The following is a 21,126-nucleotide window of genomic DNA, read 5'->3' on the forward strand; positions in this document are numbered from 1 at the left end:
GGACCTGGAAATGTCGAGACGCAGCCTGGCGAAGCTGAGCTGCTACGCACGGGCATCAATATTACAGTCTCAGGCTAACACGATCGTTGACCATACAATGGAGGACAGAAAGAATGTCCAAGATCTTCGGAATCGGTTGGGCCAAGACGGGAACCACGACCCTGGGTCATTGCTTCAGAACCCTGGGCTTCAATCATCAAAGTCAGGATTTGAGTCTCGTCGATGGCATCCCAAAGGATGACCTTTCGAGAATAATGGCGCTCGCGCAACAAAAGGAGACTTTCGAGGATTGGCCGTGGATCATCCTGTACAAGGAATTGGACGAGGCTTTCCCCAACAGCCGCTTTGTTCTCACCGTACGGGATACGGAAAAATGGGTTCGAAGCTACACGAACATGCTGGCCAATAAAGGAACCGCATCTGAAAGCACGAACAGGATTCGTCAAATATTGTATGGATTGCCGTTTCCCGACGTAACCGAAGCGCAACTCATCGAGAGGTGTCAAAGGCACAATCAGGAAGTGCAACTTTACTTCCGCGACCGCCCGGAAGATTTGCTCATCGTGGATTGGGAACGGGGTGACGGGTGGAAGGAGCTCTGTGATTTCCTGGGGCGGGAGGTTCCTCGCGAGCCGTTTCCTCACGCGAACAAAGGCAAGTATTCGTCTCAATCCATGATGAGGCGCGTTTTGACCAAAGTGATGGCGAGAGGTTGACCAAAGTGGCGCCCCTCGACGGCGGGATCGCCTGGGCACGCCGCCAGGTGACCCTTTCGGGCCGGCGAATGATGCGGGAAGTACAAACAAGCATCTGCAGAAGTGGAAATCAATGACCCTCCTCACCTTCATCATTCCCGTCCGCCATCAGGTCAATGCCCGCGATTGGAGCCTGCTCAAGGCGAACCTGACGCAAACCATCGCCTCGATCTCGAACCAGACCAATGGTGATTGGCGCGGCGTCATCGTGGCGAACGAGGGCGCCGACCTGCCCGACCTGCCGCCCCGCTTCAGCGTCGAGCGCGTCACCTTTCCTCCAAACGATATGCACGAGATCGGCAAGTCAGGCAGCATCAAGGACGTCTACGACGCCTTCCGCGCCGACAAGGGACGCCGCGTGCTGAAGGGAATGCTCGCCGCCCGCGACAGCCGCTTCTTCATGATCGTCGACGACGACGACTTCGTAAGCGCCAGGATCGTCCAATACGTATCGGAAAATCCCGATGCGAACGGATGGACCATCAACCGCGGCTATATTTGGGACGACGGTGGCAAGCTCCTGTTGGGGTATGACGATTTCGACCATCTCTGCGGAACGTCGTTGATTATCCGATCGGACCTTTATGGCGTGCCGGAGCGCTTCGAGGACGCCTCGCTCGATTGGATCAAGTCGATGCTCGGCAGCCATGTCCGCATCGCCGACATCCTCGCCGAACGTGGAACGCCGCTGGCGCCGCTGCCATTCCGCGGCGCTGTCTACCGCGTTGCCCACAGAGGGTCGCACAGCAAGGCGCCGAGTCTCCTCGTCAAATATTTTCTGAGTTGGGAGGCGATGAAGCGGCCGAGACGGCTGCTTAGACACTTGAGCAAGCTCCGGCTGGTCGGCGAGACTGCAAGGCAGGAGTTTTTCGGCATGCCCGCCTCGCCCAACGCCTGAGCACCACGCGATCCTTTTGATGCCGGGGCAACGGGCAGGACACCGCTCAGCGGTTAGTCAGGGCCATGCCGCCCCTGTTCCGCCTCAGTGAGAATCTTTCGGCACGGCGTTGCCGCGCACTCCCTTGAGGAAGTCGAAATCGGCACCGGTATCCGCCCCCGTCACGTGGTCGTGGTAGAGCATGGCATATCCGCTTTCGGGCCGCCTGACCGGGTTTTTCCAATCCCTGAGCCGCCGCTCGATCTCGTCTTCCGGCACGTCGAGATGCAGCCGCCGGTTCGGCACATCGACTTCGATGACATCGCCGTTGCGCACGATGGCCAGCGGCCCGCCGGCCGCCGCCTCCGGGCTCGTATGCAGGATCACCGTGCCGTAAGCGGTTCCGGACATGCGCGCATCCGAAATGCGGATCATGTCCGTTATGCCCTTCTTCAGCACTTTTGGCGGCAGACCCATATTGCCGACCTCGGCCATGCCCGGATAGCCGCGCGGCCCGCAGTTCTTCAGCACCATCACGCAGGTCTCGTCTATGTCGAGATCGGGGTCGTTGATCTTCTTCTTGTAGTCGTCGATGTCCTCGAAGACGACGGCGCGGCCGCGATGGACCATCAGTGCAGGCGTCGCTGCGGAAGGCTTCAGAACCGCGCCCTTCGGCGCGAGATTTCCGCGCAGCACCGCGATGCCGCCCTGCTGCGTCAACGCCCTGTCGACCGGCAGTATGACGTCCTCGTTCCAGTTTGTGACATCCTTGACCTCCTCCCATTGCGTCTGGCCGGAAACCGTCAGCGCATCCTTGTGCAGCAATCCGGATTCGCCGAGCCGTTTCAGCACGACGGGAAGCCCGCCGGCATAGAAGAACTCCTCCATCAGATATTTCCCGGACGGCATCAGATTGACGATGGTCGGGACGTCGCGGCCGAGCCGATCCCAGTCGTCGAGCGTCAGATCTACACCGGCGCGGCCGGCAAGGGCCAGCAAATGCACCACGGCGTTGGTCGAGCCGCCGATGGCGCCGTTTGTGCGGATCGCGTTCTCGAATGCCGCATACGTCAGAATGTTCGAGGGCTTCAGATCGTCCTTGACCATCTGCACGATGCGCCGGCCAGTGAGCTGAGCCATAACCCGCCTGCGGCTATCGACGGCGGGGATGGCGGCGTTGCCCGAGAGCGCCATGCCGAGCGCCTCGGCCATGGAGGCCATGGTGGAGGCGGTGCCCATCGTGTTGCAGGAACCGGGCGAGCGGCTCATCGCCTGCTCGGCATCGAGGAAATCGCTCTGGCTCATCGTGCCGGCCTTGATCGCCTCCGACATCTGCCAGAGCGCAGTACCGGAGCCGACGCGCTCGTTGCGGAACCAGCCATTGAGCATCGGCCCGCCGGTGACGGCGATGGCGGGAATGTCGACGGAAGCAGCGCCCATCAGGAGAGCCGGCGTGGTCTTGTCGCAGCCGACCATCAGCACCACGCCGTCGAGCGGGTTAGCCCGCAGCGCCTCCTCGACATCCATCGACGCAAGATTGCGGTACATCATGGCGGTCGGGCGCAGAGCGCTCTCGCCGGTGGAGAATACCGGGAATTCCAGCGGCAGCCCGCCAGCCTCGTAAATGCCGTGCTTCACGCGTTGCGCGAGATCACGCAGATGCGCATTGCAGGGCGTCAGTTCCGACCAGGTGTTGCATATGCCGATGACCGGGCGGCCGTCGAACAGGTCGGCCGGCAGTCCCTGGTTCTTCATCCAGGAGCGGTGATAGATGTGGTCGCGCGACGTACCGCCAAACCATTCGTGGGAACGCAGCTTTCGCGGCCAAATTGCAGGCGTGAATCTGCCCTGGTTGGGCTTGCTTTGGATCGTCATGAAAATTGCCCTTCCGGCGGCAAATTGCCGGTAACGTCGGCGACGCGGTCGATGCCTTCCTGGATGACCTGTCGCATGGCTGCGCGCGCCGCTGCCTGATCGCGGCTTTCGATGGCGCTAACGATGGCGCGGTGACGCTCCACCGTAAGCTTGTGTCGCTCCGTATTGGGGATTGGCGAACTGACGGCAAAAGTGGTGGCGAGCGCCACTTCGATCAGCCCGCTGATTGCCCGCATGAACGGGTTTTGCGAAGCCTCGGCAATTCCGATGTGCAGGCGCAGATCGTATTCGACGAAATCATCGCCCGTCACGGCCGGGTCGCCCATGCGGTCGACGCATCGGTACAATTCCTTGACCTGCTCGTCAGTCCGGCGCATGGCCGCCAAAGCGGCCGCTTCCGGCTCCAGCGCCAGCCGCATCTCCTGCAGGCTGAAAAGGAACTTGGCGTCCACCGCACCTGTGTCTGCATGCCACTGGAGAATGTCGGGGTCGAATAGGTTCCAGTTGTCGCGCGGCATCACGCGCGTTCCGATCTTGGCCTTGGGCATGATCATTCCCTTGGCGGCCAGCGTCTTCAAAGCTTCGCGCAGAACCGTGCGCGAGACGCCGTAGCGGTGCTGAAGCTCGGCGTCGCGGGGAAGAATGGAGTTTTCGGGGAAGGCGCCGGAAACAATGCCGCGTCCGAGATCGGCCATCACATGGCCGTGAAATCCCTTCGGCGGGAGCGTGCGGCTGATGCCTGGCTGGATGGTGATCATGGTGTTGCGACCTGCGACGACCCTTTGCGGGCCGAAAGGACCACCAATAGCCGTTGCAGGGCAATGAATGCAAAGAGCAAAAGGCCGACGACGATTTTCGTCCACCAGCTCGACAGCGTGCCGTCGAAGACGATGTAGGTCTGGATCAGGCCCTGAATGATGACGCCGACGAAGGTGCCGGCTACCAGCCCGACGCCGCCCGTCAGCAGGGTGCCTCCGATGACGACCGCCGCGATCGTGTCGAGTTCGACGCCGACGGCCGAGAGCGAATAGCCGGCCGAGGTGTAGAGCGAGAAGACGACGCCTGCGAGCCCGGACAGGAAACCCGAGAGCGCATAGATGCCGATCGTCGTGCGAGCAACGGGCACGCCCATCAGTTCGGCCGAGGTTTTGTTGCCGCCGAGAGCGTAGATGTAAGAGCCGAACCGGGTGTAATGCGCGACCACGATGCCGGCCAGGAAGACGATCACCATCAATCCGCCGATGAGTGTCAGCCGCCCGCCGCCCGGCATGCGAAAGTACAAGCCGTGGAGCGTGGTGTAGAACTCGTGCGCGATCGGAATGGAATCGGTGGTGATGACGAAAGCCATGCCGCGCGCCAGGAACATGCCCGCCAAGGTCACGATGAACGCCGGCACATCGAGATAGTGGATGACCGCGCCCATAGCGGCGCCGAAGGCGGTCGCAATAGTAAGTGCGATGCAGAAGGCGGCGAGCGGATGTATGCCGTACCAAGTCACAAGCACGGCGATCAGAACGCTGGTAAAGCCGATCACGGACCCGACCGACAGGTCGATGCCGCCTGAGATTATCACGAAGGTCATGCCGACCGCCGCTATGCCGAGAAACGCATTGTCGGTGAGCAGATTGCCCAGGACGCGCGTCGAAAGCATGTTCGGAAATTGGATGACGCATACTGCGTATGCGAGCAGGAAGATCACCAGCGTGGCGTAGAAGGGAAGGAGGCGCGAGGAAGTCATCAGGCTTCGGCCTTCCTTGCAGTTGCGGCGGCGCCGGGCCGGAGCAGCAGTTTGAAGCCGCTCAGCGAGGCAGCCTGGACGAGCAGGATCAATATGATGACGGCTGCCTTGACGATCAAATTGTATTCCGGCGGGAAGCCGGAGATCAGGATACCGGTGTTCATCGACTGGATGATGATCGCGCCCAGGACCGACATCAGTATTGAAAAGCGGCCGCCGAGCAGCGAAGTGCCCCCGATCACGACCGCGAGGATTGCGTCGAGTTCGAGCCACAGGCCCGCATTGTTGGCGTCGGCGCCGCGAATGTCGGCAGCGGCGATGATGCCGGCCAGGGCGGCGCAGAAGCCGCAGAATGTATAGATCATCACGATCAGCAGGCGGCTGTTGATGCCCGCATATGTGGAGGCCGAGCGGTTCACGCCGATCGACTCGATCAGCAGGCCGAGCGCGGTGCGCCGCACGACCAGCACGGTAAGCAGCGCGAGCGCCGCCGCGATGATGACCGGCATCGGCAGACCGAGGAACGAGCCGGTGCCGAAGAAAATCAGACCCGGCTCGACGAAGGTGACGATGACGCCCTCGGTGATGAGCTGCGCAATGCCGCGGCCGGCGACCATGAGGATCAGGGTCGCCACGATGGGCTGGAGTTCGAGAACGGCGACAAGCAGGCCATTGAGCAGGCCGCAGGCGATACCGACCGCTAGCGACGACAACAACACCACGGGAAGCGAATAGCCCTCGACCGTCATGGTCGCCGCCACTGCGCCGGCCATTGCCATCACCGCGCCGACGGACAGGTCGACCCCCTTGGAGGCGATGACCGCTGTCATCCCGATGGCAAGGATCGCTACCGGCGCGCCGCGATTGAGCACATCCACCAGGCTGCCGAACAGGCGTCCATCCTGCAGGCGCAGGTCGAAGAAGCCGGGAAATGCCAGCCAGTTGAAAAACAGGATGACGGCGAGACAAGCGAGCTGCGGGGCAGCCTTGCGCAATCCGGAGCCAAGCCCGCTCATCGTGCTGCTCCGTGTTCAGCGGCGATCGCCCGCATGATGTTGTCGGTGGAGATCTCGGCGCCGGCCAATTCACCGGCATGGACACGGTCGCGCAGCACGCGCACGCGCGTCGAATAGGCGACGATCTCTTCGATCTCGGACGAAATGACCAGCAGTCCCAAGCCTTCGTCGCAGAGCTTGTTTATGAGTTCGATGATCTCGGCATGCGCCCCAACATCGATGCCGCGCGTCGGCTCGTCGAGAATCAGAAAACGCGGCTGCGTGGCCAGCCAGCGGGCAAGGATAACCTTCTGCTGATTGCCGCCGGAGAGCAGCTTCACGGGCTTTTCGATGTCGGTGGTGCGTATATCTAGCGCTTTGACGAAACGGTCGGCCAGCTCCGTCTGCTCGCGCGTCGACATGCGGCGGAGCCAGCCACGTCGCGCCTGAAGGGCGAGAGCGATGTTCTCGCGCACCGACAGGTCGCCGACAATGCCGTCCGCCTTGCGGTCCTCGGGGCAAAGTCCGAAGCCAAGCCGGATGGCGTCGCGCGGAGACGCGATCCTGACCGGCTTGCCGTCCACCGTGATCGTGCCGCGATCCGGCAGATCGATGCCGAACAGGAGGCGCGCCGTCTCGGTGCGCCCGGAGCCGAGCAGCCCGGCGACGCCGACAACCTCACCTGCGGAGATTGTGAGGTCGAAAGGCGCGACCGATCGTGCACGGCCGAAATCTGAAAATGAAATCTTGCGTTCCGACGGCGGTGGCGCCGCGCGGCGGCCGTGCTCGGTCGCAGCCGCCAGCGTTCGGCCCAGCATCATCGAGACGAGGTCGACTTTCATCAAATCACTGGTCTGTCTCGTTCCCACCAGCTTGCCGTTGCGCAGCACCGTGATGCGGTCACTGACGGCGTAGACCTGGTCGAGGAAATGGGTGATGAAAACGATGCCGAGGCCGCGGTCGCGCAACTTGCGCATGACGCCGAAGAGAAGCTCGACCTCGTGACTGTCGAGGCTCGCGGTCGGCTCGTCGAGGATCAGCACCGAGCCGGACATGTCCACCGCGCGGGCAATGGCGACGAGCTGCTGCACGGCGATGGAGAAGCTGGAGAGCTGTGCGCCGACGTCGATCTCGATGTCGTACCGGGCGAGCAGCGCCCTGGCCTGCTTCTGCATCGTACGGGTGTCGACGAGCCCGAATCTCCTCGGCTGGCGGCCGATATAGAGGTTCTCCGCCACCGTCAGGTTCGGCAGGAGATTCACTTCCTGATAGACCGTGCCGATCCCCAACTGCTGGGCGTGCATGGGGTCGCGCACGGCCACGGCTTGGCCGTCAAGTTCGATGGCGCCGCTGTCGGGCTTGTGGACGCCGGTCAGCACCTTGATCAGCGTCGACTTGCCGGCGCCGTTCTCGCCGAGCAGGGCATGGATTTCGCCCTTGCGCACCGAGAAGTCGACACCGTCAAGGGCTTTCAAGCCGAGAAAGCTCTTGCGGATTTCGGTCGCGTCGAGCAGCAGGTCAGGCTCGCTCACGGCGTCCTCCCCGAGGGTGATGCGGCGCATGCCACGGTTCGTCAGATGACGCGGGCCGACCTTGGAAGGCCGGCCCGCTTGCGAGGGATATCAGTAGCCGAGGCCCTTCTTTTCCTCATAGACCTTCATCGGATCGTCGGCGGGGGTATAAAGCTTCGATTCCGTGATGATCTGCTTGGGCGGCATGGTGCCGTCAGCCTTGAACTTCTCCAGGACGTCGAAGGCCGGTCCGGCCATGTTCGGGGTCAGCTCGACGGTGGCGTTTGCCTCGCCATCGGCCATCGCCTTGAAAATGTCCGGCACCGCGTCGATCGAAACGACCTTGATGTCGGCGCCGGGCTTCAGGCCTGCTTCCTTGATCGCCTGGATCGCGCCGACCGCCATGTCGTCATTGTGGGCGTAGAGCGCGCAGATATTCTTGCCGCCGCCCTCGGCCTTGAGGAAACCTTCCATCACTTCCTTGCCCTTCGCGCGGGTGAAGTCGCCGGTCTGGCTCCGGATGATCTTGATGGTCGGCGTACCGGCGATCGCTTCCTCGAAGCCCTTCTTGCGATTGATGGCAGGCGAGGAACCCGTCGTGCCCTGCAGTTCGACGACGCTGCACTCCTTGCCCGCAGCGTCCTTCACCAGCCACTCCCCGGCAACCTTGCCTTCGAGCACCTGGTCGGATGCGACCATGGTCATGTAGAGGTCCGGCGAACCGTCGATGCCGCGGTCGAGCAGGATGACCGGGATTTCGGCGTCCTTGGCTTCTTCAAGCACCGATTCCCAGCCCGTCGCGACGACCGGCGCCACGAGAATCGCGTCGACGCCCTGGGCGATGAAGCCGCGGATCGCCTTTATTTGATTTTCCTGCTTCTGCTGCGCGTCGGCAAATTTCAGGTCGATGCCGCGCTTTTCAGCCTCGAGCTTGGTGACGCTGGTTTCGGCCGCGCGCCAGCCGGACTCCGATCCGATCTGCGAAAAGCCGACCGTCAAGTCCGCGGCCAATCCAGATCCGCCGAGCGCCAGGGCGATCGCAGATCCGAGCAGCATGGTCTTCAAAATTCTGGTCATTCGAACCCTCCCAAAAAATCGATCGCGGCTCCTCCCCGATCGTCTGAACCGTATAGTCATATAGTATGACTTTTGGCAAGAGGCTTAGTGGGAGCCCGAAGGATGGTCCACCTACTGCTGGGCCGCCATCTGGTTTCGATCGAAAAAGTGAAGGTTTTGGCGATCGGCCATAAGGCCGATCTCGCTGCCGAATGCCGGGAGGTCCTTGCCATCATGGACGACGAGACAGGTCTGCCCATTCGGCAGTTCGACATGCATCAATGTCACGGCGCCGGTGTATTCGCTCAATGCGATCTTGCCGCGCAGAACATTATCAGAGGGCTCCACGACCGCCAAATGTTCGGGCCGAACCCCGACGCTTTCGGCCGAAGCCGGCGGAGTTGCGAACGGCGCCAGCAACCGGGCGCTCGCTGCCGGCAGTATATTCATCTTCGGGCTGCCGATGAATTGGGCGACGAACAGATTGCCCGGCCGCTCGTAGAGTTCGCGCGGCGAGCCGACCTGCTCGATCAGGCCGTCGCGCAGTACGACGATCTTGTCGGCGAGCGTCATCGCCTCGATCTGATCGTGCGTGACATACACCATGGTGGTCGACAGCCGCTTGTGCAGCGATGCGATCTCGGAGCGCATATGGACACGCAATTCCGCGTCGAGGTTGGACAGCGGTTCGTCGAACAGGAACACGTCCGGATTGCCGACGATGGCGCGGCCGATCGCGACACGCTGGCGCTGACCGCCGGAGAGTTCGCGCGGATACCGGTGCAGCAGCGCGTCGAGCTTCAGCGTCGCCGCGGCCTCGTTGACGCGCCGCTCACGCTCCGCCGCCGGCACTTTGCGGACCTTGAGGCCGAAGCCCATATTGTCGCGCACGTTGAGATGGGGGTAGAGCGCGTAGGACTGGAACACCATCGCCACGCCGCGCTTGGCGGCCTGCACGTCGTTCACCAACCTGTCGCCGATGTAGAGCTCACCGCTGGTGATATCCTCGAGCCCTGAAATCATGCGCAGCAGCGTGGACTTGCCGCAGCCGGATGGGCCGACGAAGACGACGAATTCGCCATCCTCGATCGCGAGGTCGACGCCACGGATCACCTGGGTGCCGCCGAAGCGCTTTTTCAAATCCTTGAGCACGAGACCGGTCATTGAGATTTCCTTCGTCTCAGCCTTTGACGCCCGATAGCGCGAAGCTTTCGATGATCTGGCGCTGCGCGATCAGATAGACGATCAGGATCGGAACCACCGCCAGCGTGGTCGCGGCGAGTTGCAGGTTCCAGAGCGGCAGGCCGTAAGTGTCGGTGAAATTCGAAAGCGCCAGCGGCAGGGTGAACATTTCGAGCGAACTCAGGAAGATGAGCGGCTCGAGGAAGAGGTTCCACGAGAAGAGAAACGTGATGATCGCGACGGCGGCGAGCGCCGGGCGCGACATGGGCAGCGCAATCCGCCACCAGATGCCGAGCCGCGACAGGCCGTCCATCCTGCCTGCCTCTTCCAGTTCCTTTGGCAGCGCCAGGAAATACTGGCGCATGAGGAAGGTCGCCATGACGCCGTGCGGGCCGAAAGTCGGCAACAGGATCAGCGGCCAATGCGTGTCCATCAATCCCATCCACTTGATGAGGAAAAAGTTCGGGATGATGGTCACCTCCTCCGGCACCATCAGCGCCGAGACGAGGAACAGCATCAGCAGGCCGGCGCCGGCGAAGCGCATGCGCGCCAGCGCATAGCCGGCGAGAGACGAGATGACGAGCGTCAGCGCCGTGACCGCAAGCGCGATGTAGATCGAGTTGAAGTACTGTCGCGCAAATGGCTGATAGGTGAAGACCTCGACAAAATTCTGGAACCGCCAGACGCGGGGAATGAGGCTCGGTGCGCCGAATATCTCCGTGACGCTTTTGAAGCCGGCCGACACCATCCACAGGAACGGAAAGACGAACGGGATCGCGACGATGAGCAGCGCCAACGTCCAGCAGGTGCGATAGATGATCCGGATCTGGCGCTGGGTCATTCCATTCCCCTTCGCCGCACGGTGACCTGCACGACAGTCAGCACCATGACGATGACGAACATGATCATCGCCAGCGCCGAGGCGTAGCCGACATCGAAGAACTCGAAGCCCTGCTGATAGATGTAATAGGCGAGCACCAGCGTGCCGTTCTCCGGCCCGCCACCGGTCATCTGATAGATGTGGTCGAACACCTTGAACGAGCCGATCGTGGTGATGACCATGATGACGAGCGTGGTCGGCGCGAGCAGCGGCCAGATGATCATACGGAAGATCTGCCAGCGCGAAGCGCCTTCGAGACGCGCCGCGTCCTCATAGTCGCGCAGGATCGCCTGGAGTGCAGCGATGTAAAGGATCATGTTCAGGCCGACCATCTTGATGACGCGGGTGACGATGACGGCCGCCATCGCCCAGTTGGGCTCCCGCAGCCAGTTGGGACCGTCAATGCCGACCCAGGCGAGCATCTGGTTCACCGCGCCGGCTTCGCCCTGCAGCAGGAATTTCCAGACGATCGCCCAGGCGATCGCCGAGGTGATCACTGGAGCGAAGAAGACAGTCCGGAAGAACACCACGCCGAAGAACGGCCGCGACAGCGCGAGCGCCAGCGTTAGCGCCAGCGCCATATTCAGCGGCACGAGGCCGAGCGCGAAGATCACCGAATTGCGGACGACGTGCCAGAAATCCGGGTTGACGAACAAGGCGTCCTGAAAATTGTCGAGGCCCACGAATGTCGCCTGCTGGGTCAGCAGGTTCCACTCGGTCATCGAGTAATAGACGATGGCCATCAGCGGCCCGAGGAAGAAGATCAGGAAGCCGATCAGCGTCGGGCTGATGAACAGCCAAGCCTCCAGCATCTCCCTGTACTTCAAGGAAAGCCACGGCACGTCCTTGGGACGCGCCGTGGTTTGCCGAAGAATGGTCTCGGTCATCGGCCGGTCGCTACAGCAGAGGCTCGATCGATGCGCAGACGGCTTTCAGCGACTCTTCAACATTTGCGTCGGCCTTCCACAGCCCATCGATTCGCGGCGCCATAGCGGCAAGAATCTGCGGGCTCTTCTCATGGCTCGGCAGCACTTTGCCGGCCGAGATCGCTGCGCTCAGGTTTTTCATCTGGTCGGCCGGGATCAGCTTGTTGCTGTTGATGAAGGTGTCGGTTTCGAGAACGCTCTTGCGCGCCGGCGGGAAAAACTGCGCCATGGTGGCGACGTTCTCCTTGTTCGTCATGTGCGCGACGAACTCGGCGGCGAGGTCCTTCTGCTTGCCCTGGTCGAAGACGACGATAGCGGCCTGGCCGATCACGGGAGATTCACCGCCCGGGCCGGTAGGCAGCGGAGCGATACCCCATTCGAAGCCGGCTTCGGGCATTTTCGACGCGCGCGAGATCTGGTTGATTGTCATCGCCGAGTTGCCGGAGAAGTAGTCGCCCTGTTCTCCCGGCGGCACGATCGATTTGTCCTTGAACACCATGTCATGCAGTTGCGTCACCGCAGCGACGGCTTCCGGCTTGTCGAAACCGCATTCTCCATTTACCCAGGCATCGCCGCCATAGGCGCGGATCGGCGGCATCAGCGCGTGCATGACGCGCGAGGCGTAGCCCTCGCCATCCTTGAACTCGAAGCCCCATTTGCCCGGGTTGGCTTCGGTGAGCTTCCTGGCGACTTCCTGGAACTTGTCCATGTTCCACTCGCCCTTGGCGGCGAGCGCCAGCGGGTCCTCGAGACCGGCTTCGTCGAACATCGCCTTATTGTAGTAGATCATGAACGGCGAGGTGGAGAACGGAATGCCGTACACCTTGTCACCATCCTGCCACAGGCCCATCGCAGCCTGCGAAAGGTCGCCGAAATCATAGCCCTCGGCGGCTTTCACGGACGGCCCGATGTCCATCAGGACGCCGGCTTTCTCGAAGGTCGGCGCCGCGTCTTCCATCATCCAGCCAAGATCCGGCGGGTTGCCGCCGGCGATCTGGAAGGTGAGCTTCTGGGTGTAGTCGGCCGGCGGAATGGTCTCGAACTTCACGGTGACGTCCGGATGCGTGGCCTTGAAGCTTTCGGCAATGCCGTTCAGCATCTTCAGGTGCGCCTCGTTGCCAGACCAGACGGTGAAGCGAAGTTCCTCCGCCAGCGCGGACGTCGACATCAAGCCGATCGCCAATGCAGACGCTGTTAAATATGTTCTTGCGGCTTTCATGTGGTCTCCTCCCTGGATTCGATAGCCGTTTCTACGAACCCGCGGCGGCGGGTTGCCGTGCGGGTATTCTCCTGAAGCGTGGCTGAGCGAAGCCGCGCACTCCGACCTCGACGGCGAGGACTGACCCGGCCAGCGGCTCGCCTGCAAGCTGGGCGGTGTCCAGCCCGGCGCTCATCGAGGTGACGAAAATGGTCGAGAGATCATCGCCGCCGAAGGCGGGCTTGGTCGGGCGCGACATCGGCAGGTCGATCGACGCGATCTCGTTGCCGTCGGGATCGAGCCTAGTGATGCATCCGCCCTCGACGGCCGCGAACCAGTAGCAGCCGTCGGCGTCGATGCAGGCGCCGTCCGGCCGCCCGCGCGACGGTTTGTGGAAGACGCGGCGATTGGCGAGCACGCCCGTATCGACATCGAAATCGAACGCCCAGATCGTGCGGACCGCGGGGTGGCTGTCGGCGAGGTAGAATGTCTTGCCGTCCGGAGAGATCGCGCAACCGTTTTGGGTGCGAAGACCCTCGACCGCCGCCACGGCCTTGTTGTCGTCAAACACGTAGAGGGTTCCCATCGGCTCGCGTTCGGGCGGCATGTGCATCGTGCCGGCCCAAAATCGGCCGGCCGGATCGACAACGCCGTCGTTCATGCGCATGTCAGTGCGCGGCGTCGTCACTTCGGCGATAAGGGCCAGCACACCGGCCTCGGCATCAAAACGATACCAGCCGACGCCGGCCGCGACGATGACCGAGCCGTCCTCATCAAGCGCGAGCGCTCCGGGCATGATGTCGAGAGCGAAGCTGGTCAGCTGCCCGCTCGCCACATGCTTGCAGCGCAGCGCCATGCCTTCGATGTCTACCCACCACAACGAAGCCGAGCCGGCATCCCAAAGAGGGCTCTCGCCGACCCGGTCGCGCCCGTCGTGGAAAACGGAGATTTTAGGCACGCCGGTCATGCCGTCTCTCCGGGCAGTGCGCCGGGCGCATCGCCTATCGTCCAGCCGCCATCGACCGGGATGTCCGCGCCGGTGACGTAGCTCGCGGCATCGCTGCACAGGAAGACGAAAGCGCCGACGAGATCGTCCGGACGGCCCTGTCGCCCAGTGGGGATTTTCGCCACCACAGCGCGACGGAACGCGGCATCAGCGTAGCGATGCGCCGTCGCTTCGGTTTCGATCGCGCCTGGCGACACGACGTTCATGGTTACGCCGCGGTCAGCGACCTCGCGGCCGATGGCCCGTATGGCGACCAGTTGCGCCGCCTTGACGGAGGCGTACACCACGGTTTCCGCTCGTGGGCGCATGGCCATCACGCTGCCGGTCGCCACCACCCTGCCCCAGCCGCGCTCCGCCATGGCGGGTACGAGCCGGCGCGTCAGCGTCAGCAATGAAGTGAAATTCGCCGCGACATGCGCCTCGATATGATCCGGCGATGTCTCCTGCCAGGGCAGCCGCCTCCCGATCGCGGCATTGGCGATCAGGATGTCGATCGGACCGTGGTTCGCCAGCACGTCGTCGGCCAGCGCGGCCGCGGCGGCGGTATCGGTGAAATCCGCCTCCACCACGGGCGTATCCCGACCGATCTGATTTGCGACCCCGGCCGCGCCCTGCGCATCGCCGAAGTGGTGCAGCACGATGCCCGCTCCATGCTCCGCCAGCGCAAGCGCGATCGCCCTGCCGATGCCTGAGTTGGCGCCGGTCACCAGCGCCCGCTTGCCTTCCAGCGAAAAACGGTCCGCGCTCATCGTTTCGCAGCCGCGAGCTTGTCGGCGACTTCGAACGAAGCAATGTCGGCCGCGTCGAAATGGACCCTGATCTTCTGTTCGGCGAGATCGGCGTCGCCGGCCACGACCGCCTCGTAGATCGCCTGGTGGCGTTCGATCGTCGCATTCCAGTCCGCGTCCGTGCGGTTGGCGCGGCGCGAGAAAAGTTCGGAGACCTCGCGCTGCACGGAGCGCAAGCCTTCCATCTGGACGCGGATCATCGAATTGCCGGTCGCCATGGCGAGGCCGAGGTGGAACAGGATGTCCGCCTCGGTGAAGCCGGACGGTTCGCGAAGGGAGGCGCGCATGTCGGCAAGGCCCTGCTTCATGGCTTCGAGCCCGGCCTGGTCGCGGCGCTCCGCGGCAAGCCGCGCAATGCCCGTTTCAATCACCCGGCGCATCTCGTTGGCTTCGCGCAGCCGCTCAAGGCTCGAACGCACGGCATAGCCGTAGATGCGCTCGAGCGGCTCGCCGTTGAGCGCCTTGGCGCGCGCGACCTTGCCTTGCTGGGTGAAGATCAGCCCCGCAGAGGTGAGTTGGCGCAGCGCCTCGCGGGCGATCGGTTTCGACACACCGAACTCCCGGGCGATCTCGCCTTCCGGCGGCAGCGCCTCGCCGGGCGCGATCCGGCCGTCGAACAACGCGGCCGCAATCGCATCCGACACTGCGTCCGCCAGCCGCAACGGGCTCGCGAGCTTGGTGGAGAAGATCGGCTTTCGGGTCGGACTTGCGGTCATTCGCATCCTCGATTGCGCAACAGCTAGCACAGCATTTTATAACTTAGCAACTAAGTTTATCAGTTGCCAAGCTGCTTGGCGCTCGCTAGAAATTCCAGCGTCGGCCCATCGGGTGGCCGCGATGCGACACGCGGGAGAGAACGAGTTGACGGTTGACGGCAGCGACAAGGCGGACATCCGCATCACCGATGTGATTGCACATCCGCTGACCCAGAAGCTGCCGCAGCCGACAGTGACATCGTGGGGGAAGTATACCGAGGTTTCGATCGTGCTTGTCGAGGTGCGCACGGACGCCGGCATCACCGGCGTGGGTGAGGCGCTGGCGCGATTTTCGCCGAAAGCCTACGCCGATCTCATCGAGACCTCGCTCAAGCCGCGGCTCGTCGGCGGCAACCCCACGGATATCATAACGCATTGGCGGACCATGCGCCGCGCGCTGTCCGGCCGCTCCGGAGGCATGCTATTCGAGGCGATCGCCGGCGTCGACATTGCCCTCTGGGACATTCTCGGCAAGATCGCCGGCCTGCCAATCCACCGCCTGCTCGGCGGCGTTGGCCGCACCGAAGTCCCGGTCTACGCCGCTTCCGTCAATTGGGGCGGCGACGAGTTCATGGATTGCGAGCTCGACCGCTATCTCGAAAAGGGATTTCCGCGCATCAAGGTCAAGATCGCCAATCCGGTAAAGGAAGCGCGACGGCGGATCGAGCGATTGCGCAAACGGGCGGGCGACGACATCGAACTGTGCGTCGACGCCAACTGGGCCTACACGCTGGAGGAAGCGGTCGAGGTCGGCCGCGCGCTGACCGATAATGCCTATTTCTGGTTCGAGGAGCCGCTCCGTCCCGAGGACGAACGCGGCTACGAGGAACTGCATCGCCGTTGCGCCACGCCACTGGCGGCGGGCGAAAGCAATTTCACGCTCGACCAGGCGATGCGGCTGGTCGAAAACCGTACGCTTTCCTACCTCCAGCCCGATGTCGCGCGCTCCGGCGGAATCACCGAGACGCGGCGCATGGCCGAGTTCGCGGCGGCCCACGACGTCCAGTACGCGCCGCATATCGGCATGTCGGGCATCGTGTGCGAGACGGCCAGCGTGCATCTCGCCGCTGCAATGCCAAACCTGCGCGCGATGGAGTGCGAGACCGACTCCAGCCCGTTCAAGACCGCGATAACCGGCGCGGCGCCGGGCGCCGACCGGCAGAAGAACGGGCTGCTGCCGGTGCCGACCGGACCTGGCCTCGGCATCGAGATCGATTGGGACGCGGTGAAAAGATTGAGGGCCGGATGAAAGCACCTGCCGATCTTGCCGCGACCGACATGGCCGAAGCAATGCGCCTCGCTATATTGCGCGCCGATCCGGCGCTCAGCCGTTTCGATCCCCTCCCCCGGATCATCTCCTTCGACGATTTCTCGCGCGGCCATTGCGGCTGGTCGCAGCTTGTCGGCAACTACGAAGACGATCTGGATACGATGCTGCCGGGCTATGCGCAGCATTCCAGCGCCATGCTTTCCACGCTCGGCCATTGGGATGCCGGTTCGCATGGCGCCATGGACTCTTCCTATGCGCTGAAGATCGCGACGCGGGCCAGGCCAGGCGCGCGAAACGTCGCCATCAAGCGACACACCTTCCGCAAGCGCGGGCCGATCCGCTTCGAACTCTATTTCACCTTCAAGCCGGAAGCGAGCGAGCTCAAACTGTCGGAAACCGACGTGCGTTCGATCGGCTTCCTGTTCGACCTGCAGTGCGGCGACCGCGACGGCGACGGCGAGCGGGTGATGCCGCATCTGCGCTTCCTCAACGCCGCCGACGGCAAGCACCTGCAGAAGTGGCAGTACAAGCGCGAGACAACGAGGTTCGAGGCGGTCGGCGCCGGCGACAAGATATTGAGCCATTATCACCTGGCGCCCGAAGGCTGGCTCGACCTGCCGGATGGCGAGCAGCGCCTCTGCTACAACGAGATAGCGACCAAGGTGAACTGGAGCTATCTGCGCTTCGATTTTGACCTGGAATCGATGCGGGCGCTGGGTCTGCACTGCAACGACCGCAACTTCGACCTGTCGGGTTTCGATTCGATCCGCATCCCGGCCATGAAGAACCTCTGGTGCATGCTGAATTTCTGCCTGTTCGCCGAAACCGACGTGGCAAAGCGCGCCTTCCTTTACGTCGATTCCATCTGCATATCGGGAGACTTCTGATGCTGCCCGAAAACATCACGGCAGTCATCGCCCGCAACGAACGCTGGACCGGCGACGCGGCCAGCGAACCCTACGAAGCCGGCTGGGCGCGCGAGGCGCTGTTCTTCATCCGGGCGCTCAAACAGCCGGTCGGCGCATCGCCGACCGGTTGGATCGAGATATCGCCGGACGGCATGCATTGGCTGCGCGAAGGAACCGAATTCCGGATGCCGAGTCAAAAGGATGCGATCGCGGCCGCTCGACTGACATGCTTCGGCAACTGGCTGCGCGTGGCGACGCAATTCGAGCAAGGGGCGGAGTGCACCGTGCTCGTGACAGTTCACCTCAAGGCTTGAACACGCGTCATCGATTCGAGATAGCCCGCTGTGACGTGATCTCCTCTGGAGATATCGCGTATGTCTTGGCGGCGCGAACCTGAATCAGGCCCACTCGGCGTCCCACGCCCGCCTCACGTCGAAGGCATGCCGAAACAGGCTGACATGTGGACGCCTTCTGACTACCCTGCCGCGATGGCCGAAGCTCTTCCAATCCGCATGCTCGTAATGCACCACGACGACCTTGGCGGAAGCCATAGCGCCAACATGGCGTTCGTTGAGCTGTTCGACATGGGAGTGGTGACCTCCGGCTCGGTGATGGTGCCTTGCGCCTGGTTTCCCGAGATAGCAGCGATTGCGCGCGAGCGGCCGGACCTGGATATCGGCGTGCATCTGACCTTGACCGCCGAATTTCCCGGCTTCCGCTGGCGGCCGCTCACTGGAGTAAAACGGAACGGCCTGACCGACGAAAGCGGGTTCTTCTGGAGCAGCGTTGCAGATGCGCGCGCGGCGGATTTGAAGGCGGTCGAGGAAGAGCTGCGCGCACAAATTGAAACGGCGCTCGAAGCCGGAATCGACGCGACGCATCTCGACTCGCATATGGGAACCGTATGGCAGCCCGAGTTTGTTGATCTCTACCAACGTCTGGGCGAAGAATTCCGCCTGCCGATCGTCCTGACACGTGACGTCGGCAAGATGGCGCCCGCCGATTTCAATTTCGAACCCGAATTCAAACGATCGGTGGAACGGGGCAATCCTGATTTCCAACGTTTCCTGATGACGCCCTTCGGCAATCCGGCTCCCGATAAAGACGCTTATGCAGAAATTTTCAGTGCAGCTGTCCCGGGGCTCAATTGGGGCGCTTTCCATTTCACAGCGCCCGGGGACTTCGCGATGATTTCTGACGACGCGCCGACCAGGCTAGCCGAATACCAGTTCTTTCGCTCTGGCCGCGCCAAGACTTTGATCGAAGCTGCAGGGCTGAGCCTCGTTGGCATGCGGTCTTTCCGCGACGCGATGCGCGCGGGAGGCTGATACTCTGCCGATTTGATCGCAGCCGGTGGTTATCGCCTTGTGCGACCATTGCCGAGCCGGAATAAACAGCCAGGGCTTCGGTGCGTGCGACACTTACTTTTTTGTTGGTACTTACCAAACATAAGCTGCCTTGCTATTTGCAGTCTTCGAGGCCGCAACTCGCTCGAGTGAAGGCGATGAACACCCGCCTGGTTTGCGGCAAGCCGTCATGGCCCGAATATCAACAGACGCCGAAGTATGGAAAGGAAATCAGTGTGAAACGAGTTCTGTTTGCGGTGCTGATCGCCGCCGCCTGCAGCGGGTTTCCGGCTTTCGCGCAGGAGCCCGTGATTGCCGCCAGCAATGCGGAAGAGCTGTTCACGAGCCCCGATCCCAAGCTCCACGCCAACAAGCAGGTTGCCTATCACATCATCAGGGACCTGCTCGAAGCGGGCCACTGGGACATGGCCGACCAGTTCCTGTCGGAGGAGTACGTCCAGCACAATCCGAACGCCGCCAGCGGTCGCGAGGCCGTCGTCAAATACTTCACCGAAGTCCTGAAGGTGGAGCCGAAGCCGATCCCCGAAAAGCTCGGCATGCCGATCACCTCGGTCACCGCCGAGGGCGATCTGGTGGTCGTCACCTATCCGCGCGAGGTCAAGGATCAAAAGCACCCGAACGGCGGTTACAGCACTACCTGGTTCGACATGTGGCGGATCGTGGACGGCAAGGCGGTGGAGCATTGGGATCCTGCCCTGGTAGGCGAGTCCCCCGATCTCCAGCCCGGCGAATAGGCCGGAATTGCTTCGAGGTTCAGAGCGAATGCCAATTGGACGCCGACAATTTCTCGCCCTGTCGCTCGTGGCGGCCGGCTTCGAGAAAGCGCAGGCCGCAGAGCCGTTCTGGGCGGAGCTGCGGTCCGGAAAAGCCATCGTCCTGCTGCGCCATGCCGAGGCTCCGGGCTCGGGCGATCCGCCTGGGTTCAAGCTCGGCGATTGCAGCACCCAGCGCAATCTGTCGGAAGACGGGCGGGCTCAGTCCCGCGCGATCGGCGATCTGTTCCGCGCGAACGGCATCGCCTCGGCGGCCGTTTATTCGAGCCAGTGGTGCCGCTGCCTCGACACGGCCCGCCTGCTTGGCCTGGGCGAGGTTGTGCCGCTCGACCTACTCAATTCGTTCTTCGGCGACAGTTCGGCGGGACCGGCACGCTCGGCCGCTCTCCTGGACTGGCTCCGCGAGCAGAGTTTCGGCGGACCTGCCATCTTCGTCACGCATCAGGTCAACATCACCGGCCTTACCGGTGAAGTGCCTGATCGAGGCGAGATGATCGTTGCGCGGATTCACGCCGATCGTCCCGTCGAGGTCATCGGCCGGGTGCCAGCGCCTTTCTGAATGATGCGTCAATTGGCCGGATTTCCGGCCCGAGCGGCGCCGGCCATCTTCCGCTCGGGTCCCCTTCCCGCTCCTCAGGCGGGCGACACGCGCGGCGAAGCCATTCAACTCATCCTCTGCGGACGCAGAGGCTTTTGATCCCGCAACAGAAATGGAATGAAAGAACGACATGCAACGGCGCAATTTAATTAAAGGATTCATAGCATTGGGCGCATGCGCGATCTGCGCGCGGGCAGGTATTGCCGACGAAGGCGTCCATTGGAGTTATGGTGGGAAAAACGGTCCGGAGCACTGGGGGGCGCTCGATGGCGCCAACGCCGCATGCTCGGCCGGGGTGCAGCAGTCGCCCCTGAACCTGACTGGCGCCATCAAGGCGGATATCCCGCAAATCGGCATCGACTGGAAGGCAGGCGGCGGCGCGGTCGTCAATAACGGCCACACGATCCAGATCAACCTGCCGGAAGGCAGCACCCTCACCCGGGGCGGCAAGGCCTACGACCTGCTGCAATTTCATTTCCACGCGCCGAGTGAACATCTGGTGGAAGGCAAGACCTTCCCCATGGAGGTGCATTTCGTCCATAAGAATCCCGAAAGCGGTGCGCTCGGCGTGCTGGGCGTGTTCCTGACCCCGGGTGCGAAGAACGAGACGTTTGCGAGCCTGGCCGCGGCTTTCCCGGCCGAGGCGGGTGGCAAAGCCTCGGTCGGGG

23 protein-coding genes are annotated in these 21,126 nt (G+C 62.7%); 9 read left to right on the top strand and 14 right to left on the bottom strand.

Annotation, left to right across the window (positions count from 1 at the left end; all coding sequences use genetic code 11):
* Window positions 1-113 precede the first annotated feature (113 nt).
* Together G6N73_RS06215 and G6N73_RS06220 are read left to right on the top strand one after the other, a co-directional pair.
* The gene (locus tag G6N73_RS06215) at window positions 114-716 is read left to right on the top strand and encodes a sulfotransferase family protein (protein ID WP_165024808.1); all 603 of its coding nucleotides are present in this window, start codon (window positions 114-116) and stop codon (window positions 714-716) included.
* Between the two features lie 112 nt (window positions 717-828).
* Window positions 829-1,653 (top strand): galactosyl transferase, encoded by an 825-nt coding sequence (locus tag G6N73_RS06220; protein WP_165024810.1) that lies wholly within the window; start codon window positions 829-831, stop codon window positions 1,651-1,653.
* Between the two features lie 84 nt (window positions 1,654-1,737).
* Here G6N73_RS06220 and araD read toward each other — a convergent pair whose 3' ends face one another.
* The 13 genes from araD to G6N73_RS06285 all read right to left on the bottom strand — a co-directional run bounded on the left by araD (window position 1,738) and on the right by G6N73_RS06285 (window position 15,503).
* On the bottom strand, window positions 1,738-3,507 hold the full coding sequence (araD, locus tag G6N73_RS06225; protein WP_165024812.1) for an L-arabinonate dehydratase: 1,770 nt from the start codon (window positions 3,505-3,507) through the stop codon (window positions 1,738-1,740).
* Window positions 3,504-4,265 (bottom strand): FadR/GntR family transcriptional regulator, encoded by a 762-nt coding sequence (locus G6N73_RS06230; RefSeq protein WP_165024815.1) that lies wholly within the window; start codon window positions 4,263-4,265, stop codon window positions 3,504-3,506. Before G6N73_RS06230 ends, araD begins: the two co-directional genes overlap by 4 nt.
* Complete coding sequence (yjfF, locus tag G6N73_RS06235) at window positions 4,262-5,245, bottom strand: galactofuranose ABC transporter, permease protein YjfF (RefSeq protein ID WP_165024818.1); 984 nt, start codon at window positions 5,243-5,245, stop codon at window positions 4,262-4,264. The genes G6N73_RS06230 and yjfF overlap by 4 nt, the downstream gene beginning before the upstream one ends.
* Window positions 5,245-6,261, bottom strand: coding sequence for an ABC transporter permease (locus G6N73_RS06240; RefSeq protein ID WP_165024820.1), 1,017 nt, complete (start codon window positions 6,259-6,261; stop codon window positions 5,245-5,247). Before G6N73_RS06240 ends, yjfF begins: the two co-directional genes overlap by 1 nt.
* Window positions 6,258-7,802 carry a galactofuranose ABC transporter, ATP-binding protein YtfR gene (gene ytfR, locus G6N73_RS06245; RefSeq protein WP_165024822.1) on the bottom strand — a complete coding sequence of 515 codons (1,545 nt, stop codon included), beginning with the start codon at window positions 7,800-7,802 and terminating at the stop codon, window positions 6,258-6,260. Before ytfR ends, G6N73_RS06240 begins: the two co-directional genes overlap by 4 nt.
* A 60-nt stretch (window positions 7,803-7,862) precedes the next feature.
* A complete protein-coding gene (ytfQ, locus tag G6N73_RS06250; RefSeq protein WP_246251700.1) occupies window positions 7,863-8,807 on the bottom strand; it encodes a galactofuranose ABC transporter, galactofuranose-binding protein YtfQ in 945 nt (314 codons plus the stop codon).
* Window positions 8,808-8,939: 132 nt separating this feature from the next.
* Window positions 8,940-9,971: an ABC transporter ATP-binding protein gene (locus tag G6N73_RS06255; RefSeq protein WP_165024824.1), complete on the bottom strand. Its 1,032-nt coding sequence runs from the start codon at window positions 9,969-9,971 to the stop codon at window positions 8,940-8,942.
* 16 nt (window positions 9,972-9,987) lie between these two features.
* Entirely contained in the window at window positions 9,988-10,830 is an 843-nt protein-coding gene (locus G6N73_RS06260) for a carbohydrate ABC transporter permease (RefSeq protein ID WP_165024827.1), read from the bottom strand.
* Window positions 10,827-11,756: a carbohydrate ABC transporter permease gene (locus G6N73_RS06265; protein ID WP_165024829.1), complete on the bottom strand. Its 930-nt coding sequence runs from the start codon at window positions 11,754-11,756 to the stop codon at window positions 10,827-10,829. Before G6N73_RS06265 ends, G6N73_RS06260 begins: the two co-directional genes overlap by 4 nt.
* Before the next feature lie 10 nt (window positions 11,757-11,766).
* Complete coding sequence (locus tag G6N73_RS06270; protein ID WP_165024832.1) at window positions 11,767-13,014, bottom strand: extracellular solute-binding protein; 1,248 nt, start codon at window positions 13,012-13,014, stop codon at window positions 11,767-11,769.
* 31 nt (window positions 13,015-13,045) lie between these two features.
* Entirely contained in the window at window positions 13,046-13,960 is a 915-nt protein-coding gene (locus tag G6N73_RS06275; protein ID WP_165024835.1) for an SMP-30/gluconolactonase/LRE family protein, read from the bottom strand.
* Complete coding sequence (locus tag G6N73_RS06280; protein WP_165024838.1) at window positions 13,957-14,748, bottom strand: SDR family NAD(P)-dependent oxidoreductase; 792 nt, start codon at window positions 14,746-14,748, stop codon at window positions 13,957-13,959. Before G6N73_RS06280 ends, G6N73_RS06275 begins: the two co-directional genes overlap by 4 nt.
* On the bottom strand, window positions 14,745-15,503 hold the full coding sequence (locus G6N73_RS06285; RefSeq protein WP_165024839.1) for a FadR/GntR family transcriptional regulator: 759 nt from the start codon (window positions 15,501-15,503) through the stop codon (window positions 14,745-14,747). The genes G6N73_RS06280 and G6N73_RS06285 overlap by 4 nt, the downstream gene beginning before the upstream one ends.
* Before the next feature lie 121 nt (window positions 15,504-15,624).
* On the opposite strand from G6N73_RS06285, the gene G6N73_RS06290 reads away from it, so the two are divergent.
* From G6N73_RS06290 to G6N73_RS06300, 3 genes are read left to right on the top strand one after another with little or no spacing between them, the layout of a single operon-like run.
* Window positions 15,625-16,791 carry a mandelate racemase/muconate lactonizing enzyme family protein gene (locus G6N73_RS06290; RefSeq protein WP_165024840.1) on the top strand — a complete coding sequence of 389 codons (1,167 nt, stop codon included), beginning with the start codon at window positions 15,625-15,627 and terminating at the stop codon, window positions 16,789-16,791.
* 41 nt (window positions 16,792-16,832) lie between these two features.
* A complete protein-coding gene (locus G6N73_RS06295; protein ID WP_165024894.1) occupies window positions 16,833-17,699 on the top strand; it encodes a DUF6772 family protein in 867 nt (288 codons plus the stop codon).
* On the top strand, window positions 17,699-18,034 hold the full coding sequence (locus G6N73_RS06300; RefSeq protein WP_165024841.1) for a hypothetical protein: 336 nt from the start codon (window positions 17,699-17,701) through the stop codon (window positions 18,032-18,034). Before G6N73_RS06295 ends, G6N73_RS06300 begins: the two co-directional genes overlap by 1 nt.
* A gap of 84 nt (window positions 18,035-18,118) precedes the next feature.
* Here the strand turns inward: G6N73_RS06300 and G6N73_RS36745 are convergent, their stop codons facing one another.
* On the bottom strand, window positions 18,119-18,271 hold the full coding sequence (locus G6N73_RS36745; RefSeq protein ID WP_246251708.1) for a hypothetical protein: 153 nt from the start codon (window positions 18,269-18,271) through the stop codon (window positions 18,119-18,121).
* A 9-nt stretch (window positions 18,272-18,280) separates the two neighbouring features.
* Here G6N73_RS36745 and G6N73_RS06305 point away from each other — a divergent pair, with 9 nt between their 5' ends.
* From G6N73_RS06305 to G6N73_RS06320, 4 genes are all read left to right on the top strand, one after another.
* Window positions 18,281-19,048, top strand: coding sequence for a ChbG/HpnK family deacetylase (locus G6N73_RS06305; protein ID WP_246251702.1), 768 nt, complete (start codon window positions 18,281-18,283; stop codon window positions 19,046-19,048).
* 254 nt (window positions 19,049-19,302) lie between these two features.
* Window positions 19,303-19,821 carry a nuclear transport factor 2 family protein gene (locus G6N73_RS06310; RefSeq protein ID WP_343044560.1) on the top strand — a complete coding sequence of 173 codons (519 nt, stop codon included), beginning with the start codon at window positions 19,303-19,305 and terminating at the stop codon, window positions 19,819-19,821.
* Between the two features lie 28 nt (window positions 19,822-19,849).
* Window positions 19,850-20,419 carry a histidine phosphatase family protein gene (locus G6N73_RS06315; protein WP_165024844.1) on the top strand — a complete coding sequence of 190 codons (570 nt, stop codon included), beginning with the start codon at window positions 19,850-19,852 and terminating at the stop codon, window positions 20,417-20,419.
* A gap of 169 nt (window positions 20,420-20,588) precedes the next feature.
* A partial coding sequence (locus G6N73_RS06320; RefSeq protein ID WP_246251694.1) for a carbonic anhydrase occupies window positions 20,589-21,126 on the top strand: 538 nt, incomplete at its 3' end.

It is taken from the genome of Allomesorhizobium camelthorni, from assembly GCF_011045125.1.
GTDB classification, from domain to species: domain Bacteria; phylum Pseudomonadota; class Alphaproteobacteria; order Rhizobiales; family Rhizobiaceae; genus Allomesorhizobium; species Allomesorhizobium camelthorni.

Bases quoted from the DNA above. Each gene is read 5' to 3' on its own strand.
- G6N73_RS06265 (WP_165024829.1), bottom strand. From the start codon at position 11,756: ATGACCGAGACCATTCTTCGGCAAACCACGGCGCGTCCCAAGGACGTG.
- araD (WP_165024812.1), bottom strand. From the start codon at position 3,507: ATGACGATCCAAAGCAAGCCCAACCAGGGCAGATTCACGCCTGCAATT.
- ytfR (WP_165024822.1), bottom strand. From the start codon at position 7,802: ATGCGCCGCATCACCCTCGGGGAGGACGCCGTGAGCGAGCCTGACCTG.
- G6N73_RS36745 (WP_246251708.1), bottom strand. From the start codon at position 18,271: ATGGCTTCCGCCAAGGTCGTCGTGGTGCATTACGAGCATGCGGATTGG.
- G6N73_RS06270 (WP_165024832.1), bottom strand. From the start codon at position 13,014: ATGAAAGCCGCAAGAACATATTTAACAGCGTCTGCATTGGCGATCGGC.
- G6N73_RS06255 (WP_165024824.1), bottom strand. From the start codon at position 9,971: ATGACCGGTCTCGTGCTCAAGGATTTGAAAAAGCGCTTCGGCGGCACC.
- G6N73_RS06220 (WP_165024810.1), top strand. From the start codon at position 829: ATGACCCTCCTCACCTTCATCATTCCCGTCCGCCATCAGGTCAATGCC.
- G6N73_RS06290 (WP_165024840.1), top strand. From the start codon at position 15,625: ATGCGACACGCGGGAGAGAACGAGTTGACGGTTGACGGCAGCGACAAG.
- G6N73_RS06305 (WP_246251702.1), top strand. From the start codon at position 18,281: ATGGCGTTCGTTGAGCTGTTCGACATGGGAGTGGTGACCTCCGGCTCG.
- G6N73_RS06300 (WP_165024841.1), top strand. From the start codon at position 17,699: ATGCTGCCCGAAAACATCACGGCAGTCATCGCCCGCAACGAACGCTGG.
- G6N73_RS06260 (WP_165024827.1), bottom strand. From the start codon at position 10,830: ATGACCCAGCGCCAGATCCGGATCATCTATCGCACCTGCTGGACGTTG.
- G6N73_RS06295 (WP_165024894.1), top strand. From the start codon at position 16,833: ATGCGCCTCGCTATATTGCGCGCCGATCCGGCGCTCAGCCGTTTCGAT.
- G6N73_RS06280 (WP_165024838.1), bottom strand. From the start codon at position 14,748: ATGAGCGCGGACCGTTTTTCGCTGGAAGGCAAGCGGGCGCTGGTGACC.
- G6N73_RS06240 (WP_165024820.1), bottom strand. From the start codon at position 6,261: ATGAGCGGGCTTGGCTCCGGATTGCGCAAGGCTGCCCCGCAGCTCGCT.
- yjfF (WP_165024818.1), bottom strand. From the start codon at position 5,245: ATGACTTCCTCGCGCCTCCTTCCCTTCTACGCCACGCTGGTGATCTTC.
- G6N73_RS06285 (WP_165024839.1), bottom strand. From the start codon at position 15,503: ATGACCGCAAGTCCGACCCGAAAGCCGATCTTCTCCACCAAGCTCGCG.
- G6N73_RS06230 (WP_165024815.1), bottom strand. From the start codon at position 4,265: ATGATCACCATCCAGCCAGGCATCAGCCGCACGCTCCCGCCGAAGGGA.
- G6N73_RS06215 (WP_165024808.1), top strand. From the start codon at position 114: ATGTCCAAGATCTTCGGAATCGGTTGGGCCAAGACGGGAACCACGACC.
- G6N73_RS06315 (WP_165024844.1), top strand. From the start codon at position 19,850: ATGCCAATTGGACGCCGACAATTTCTCGCCCTGTCGCTCGTGGCGGCC.
- ytfQ (WP_246251700.1), bottom strand. From the start codon at position 8,807: ATGCTGCTCGGATCTGCGATCGCCCTGGCGCTCGGCGGATCTGGATTG.
- G6N73_RS06275 (WP_165024835.1), bottom strand. From the start codon at position 13,960: ATGACCGGCGTGCCTAAAATCTCCGTTTTCCACGACGGGCGCGACCGG.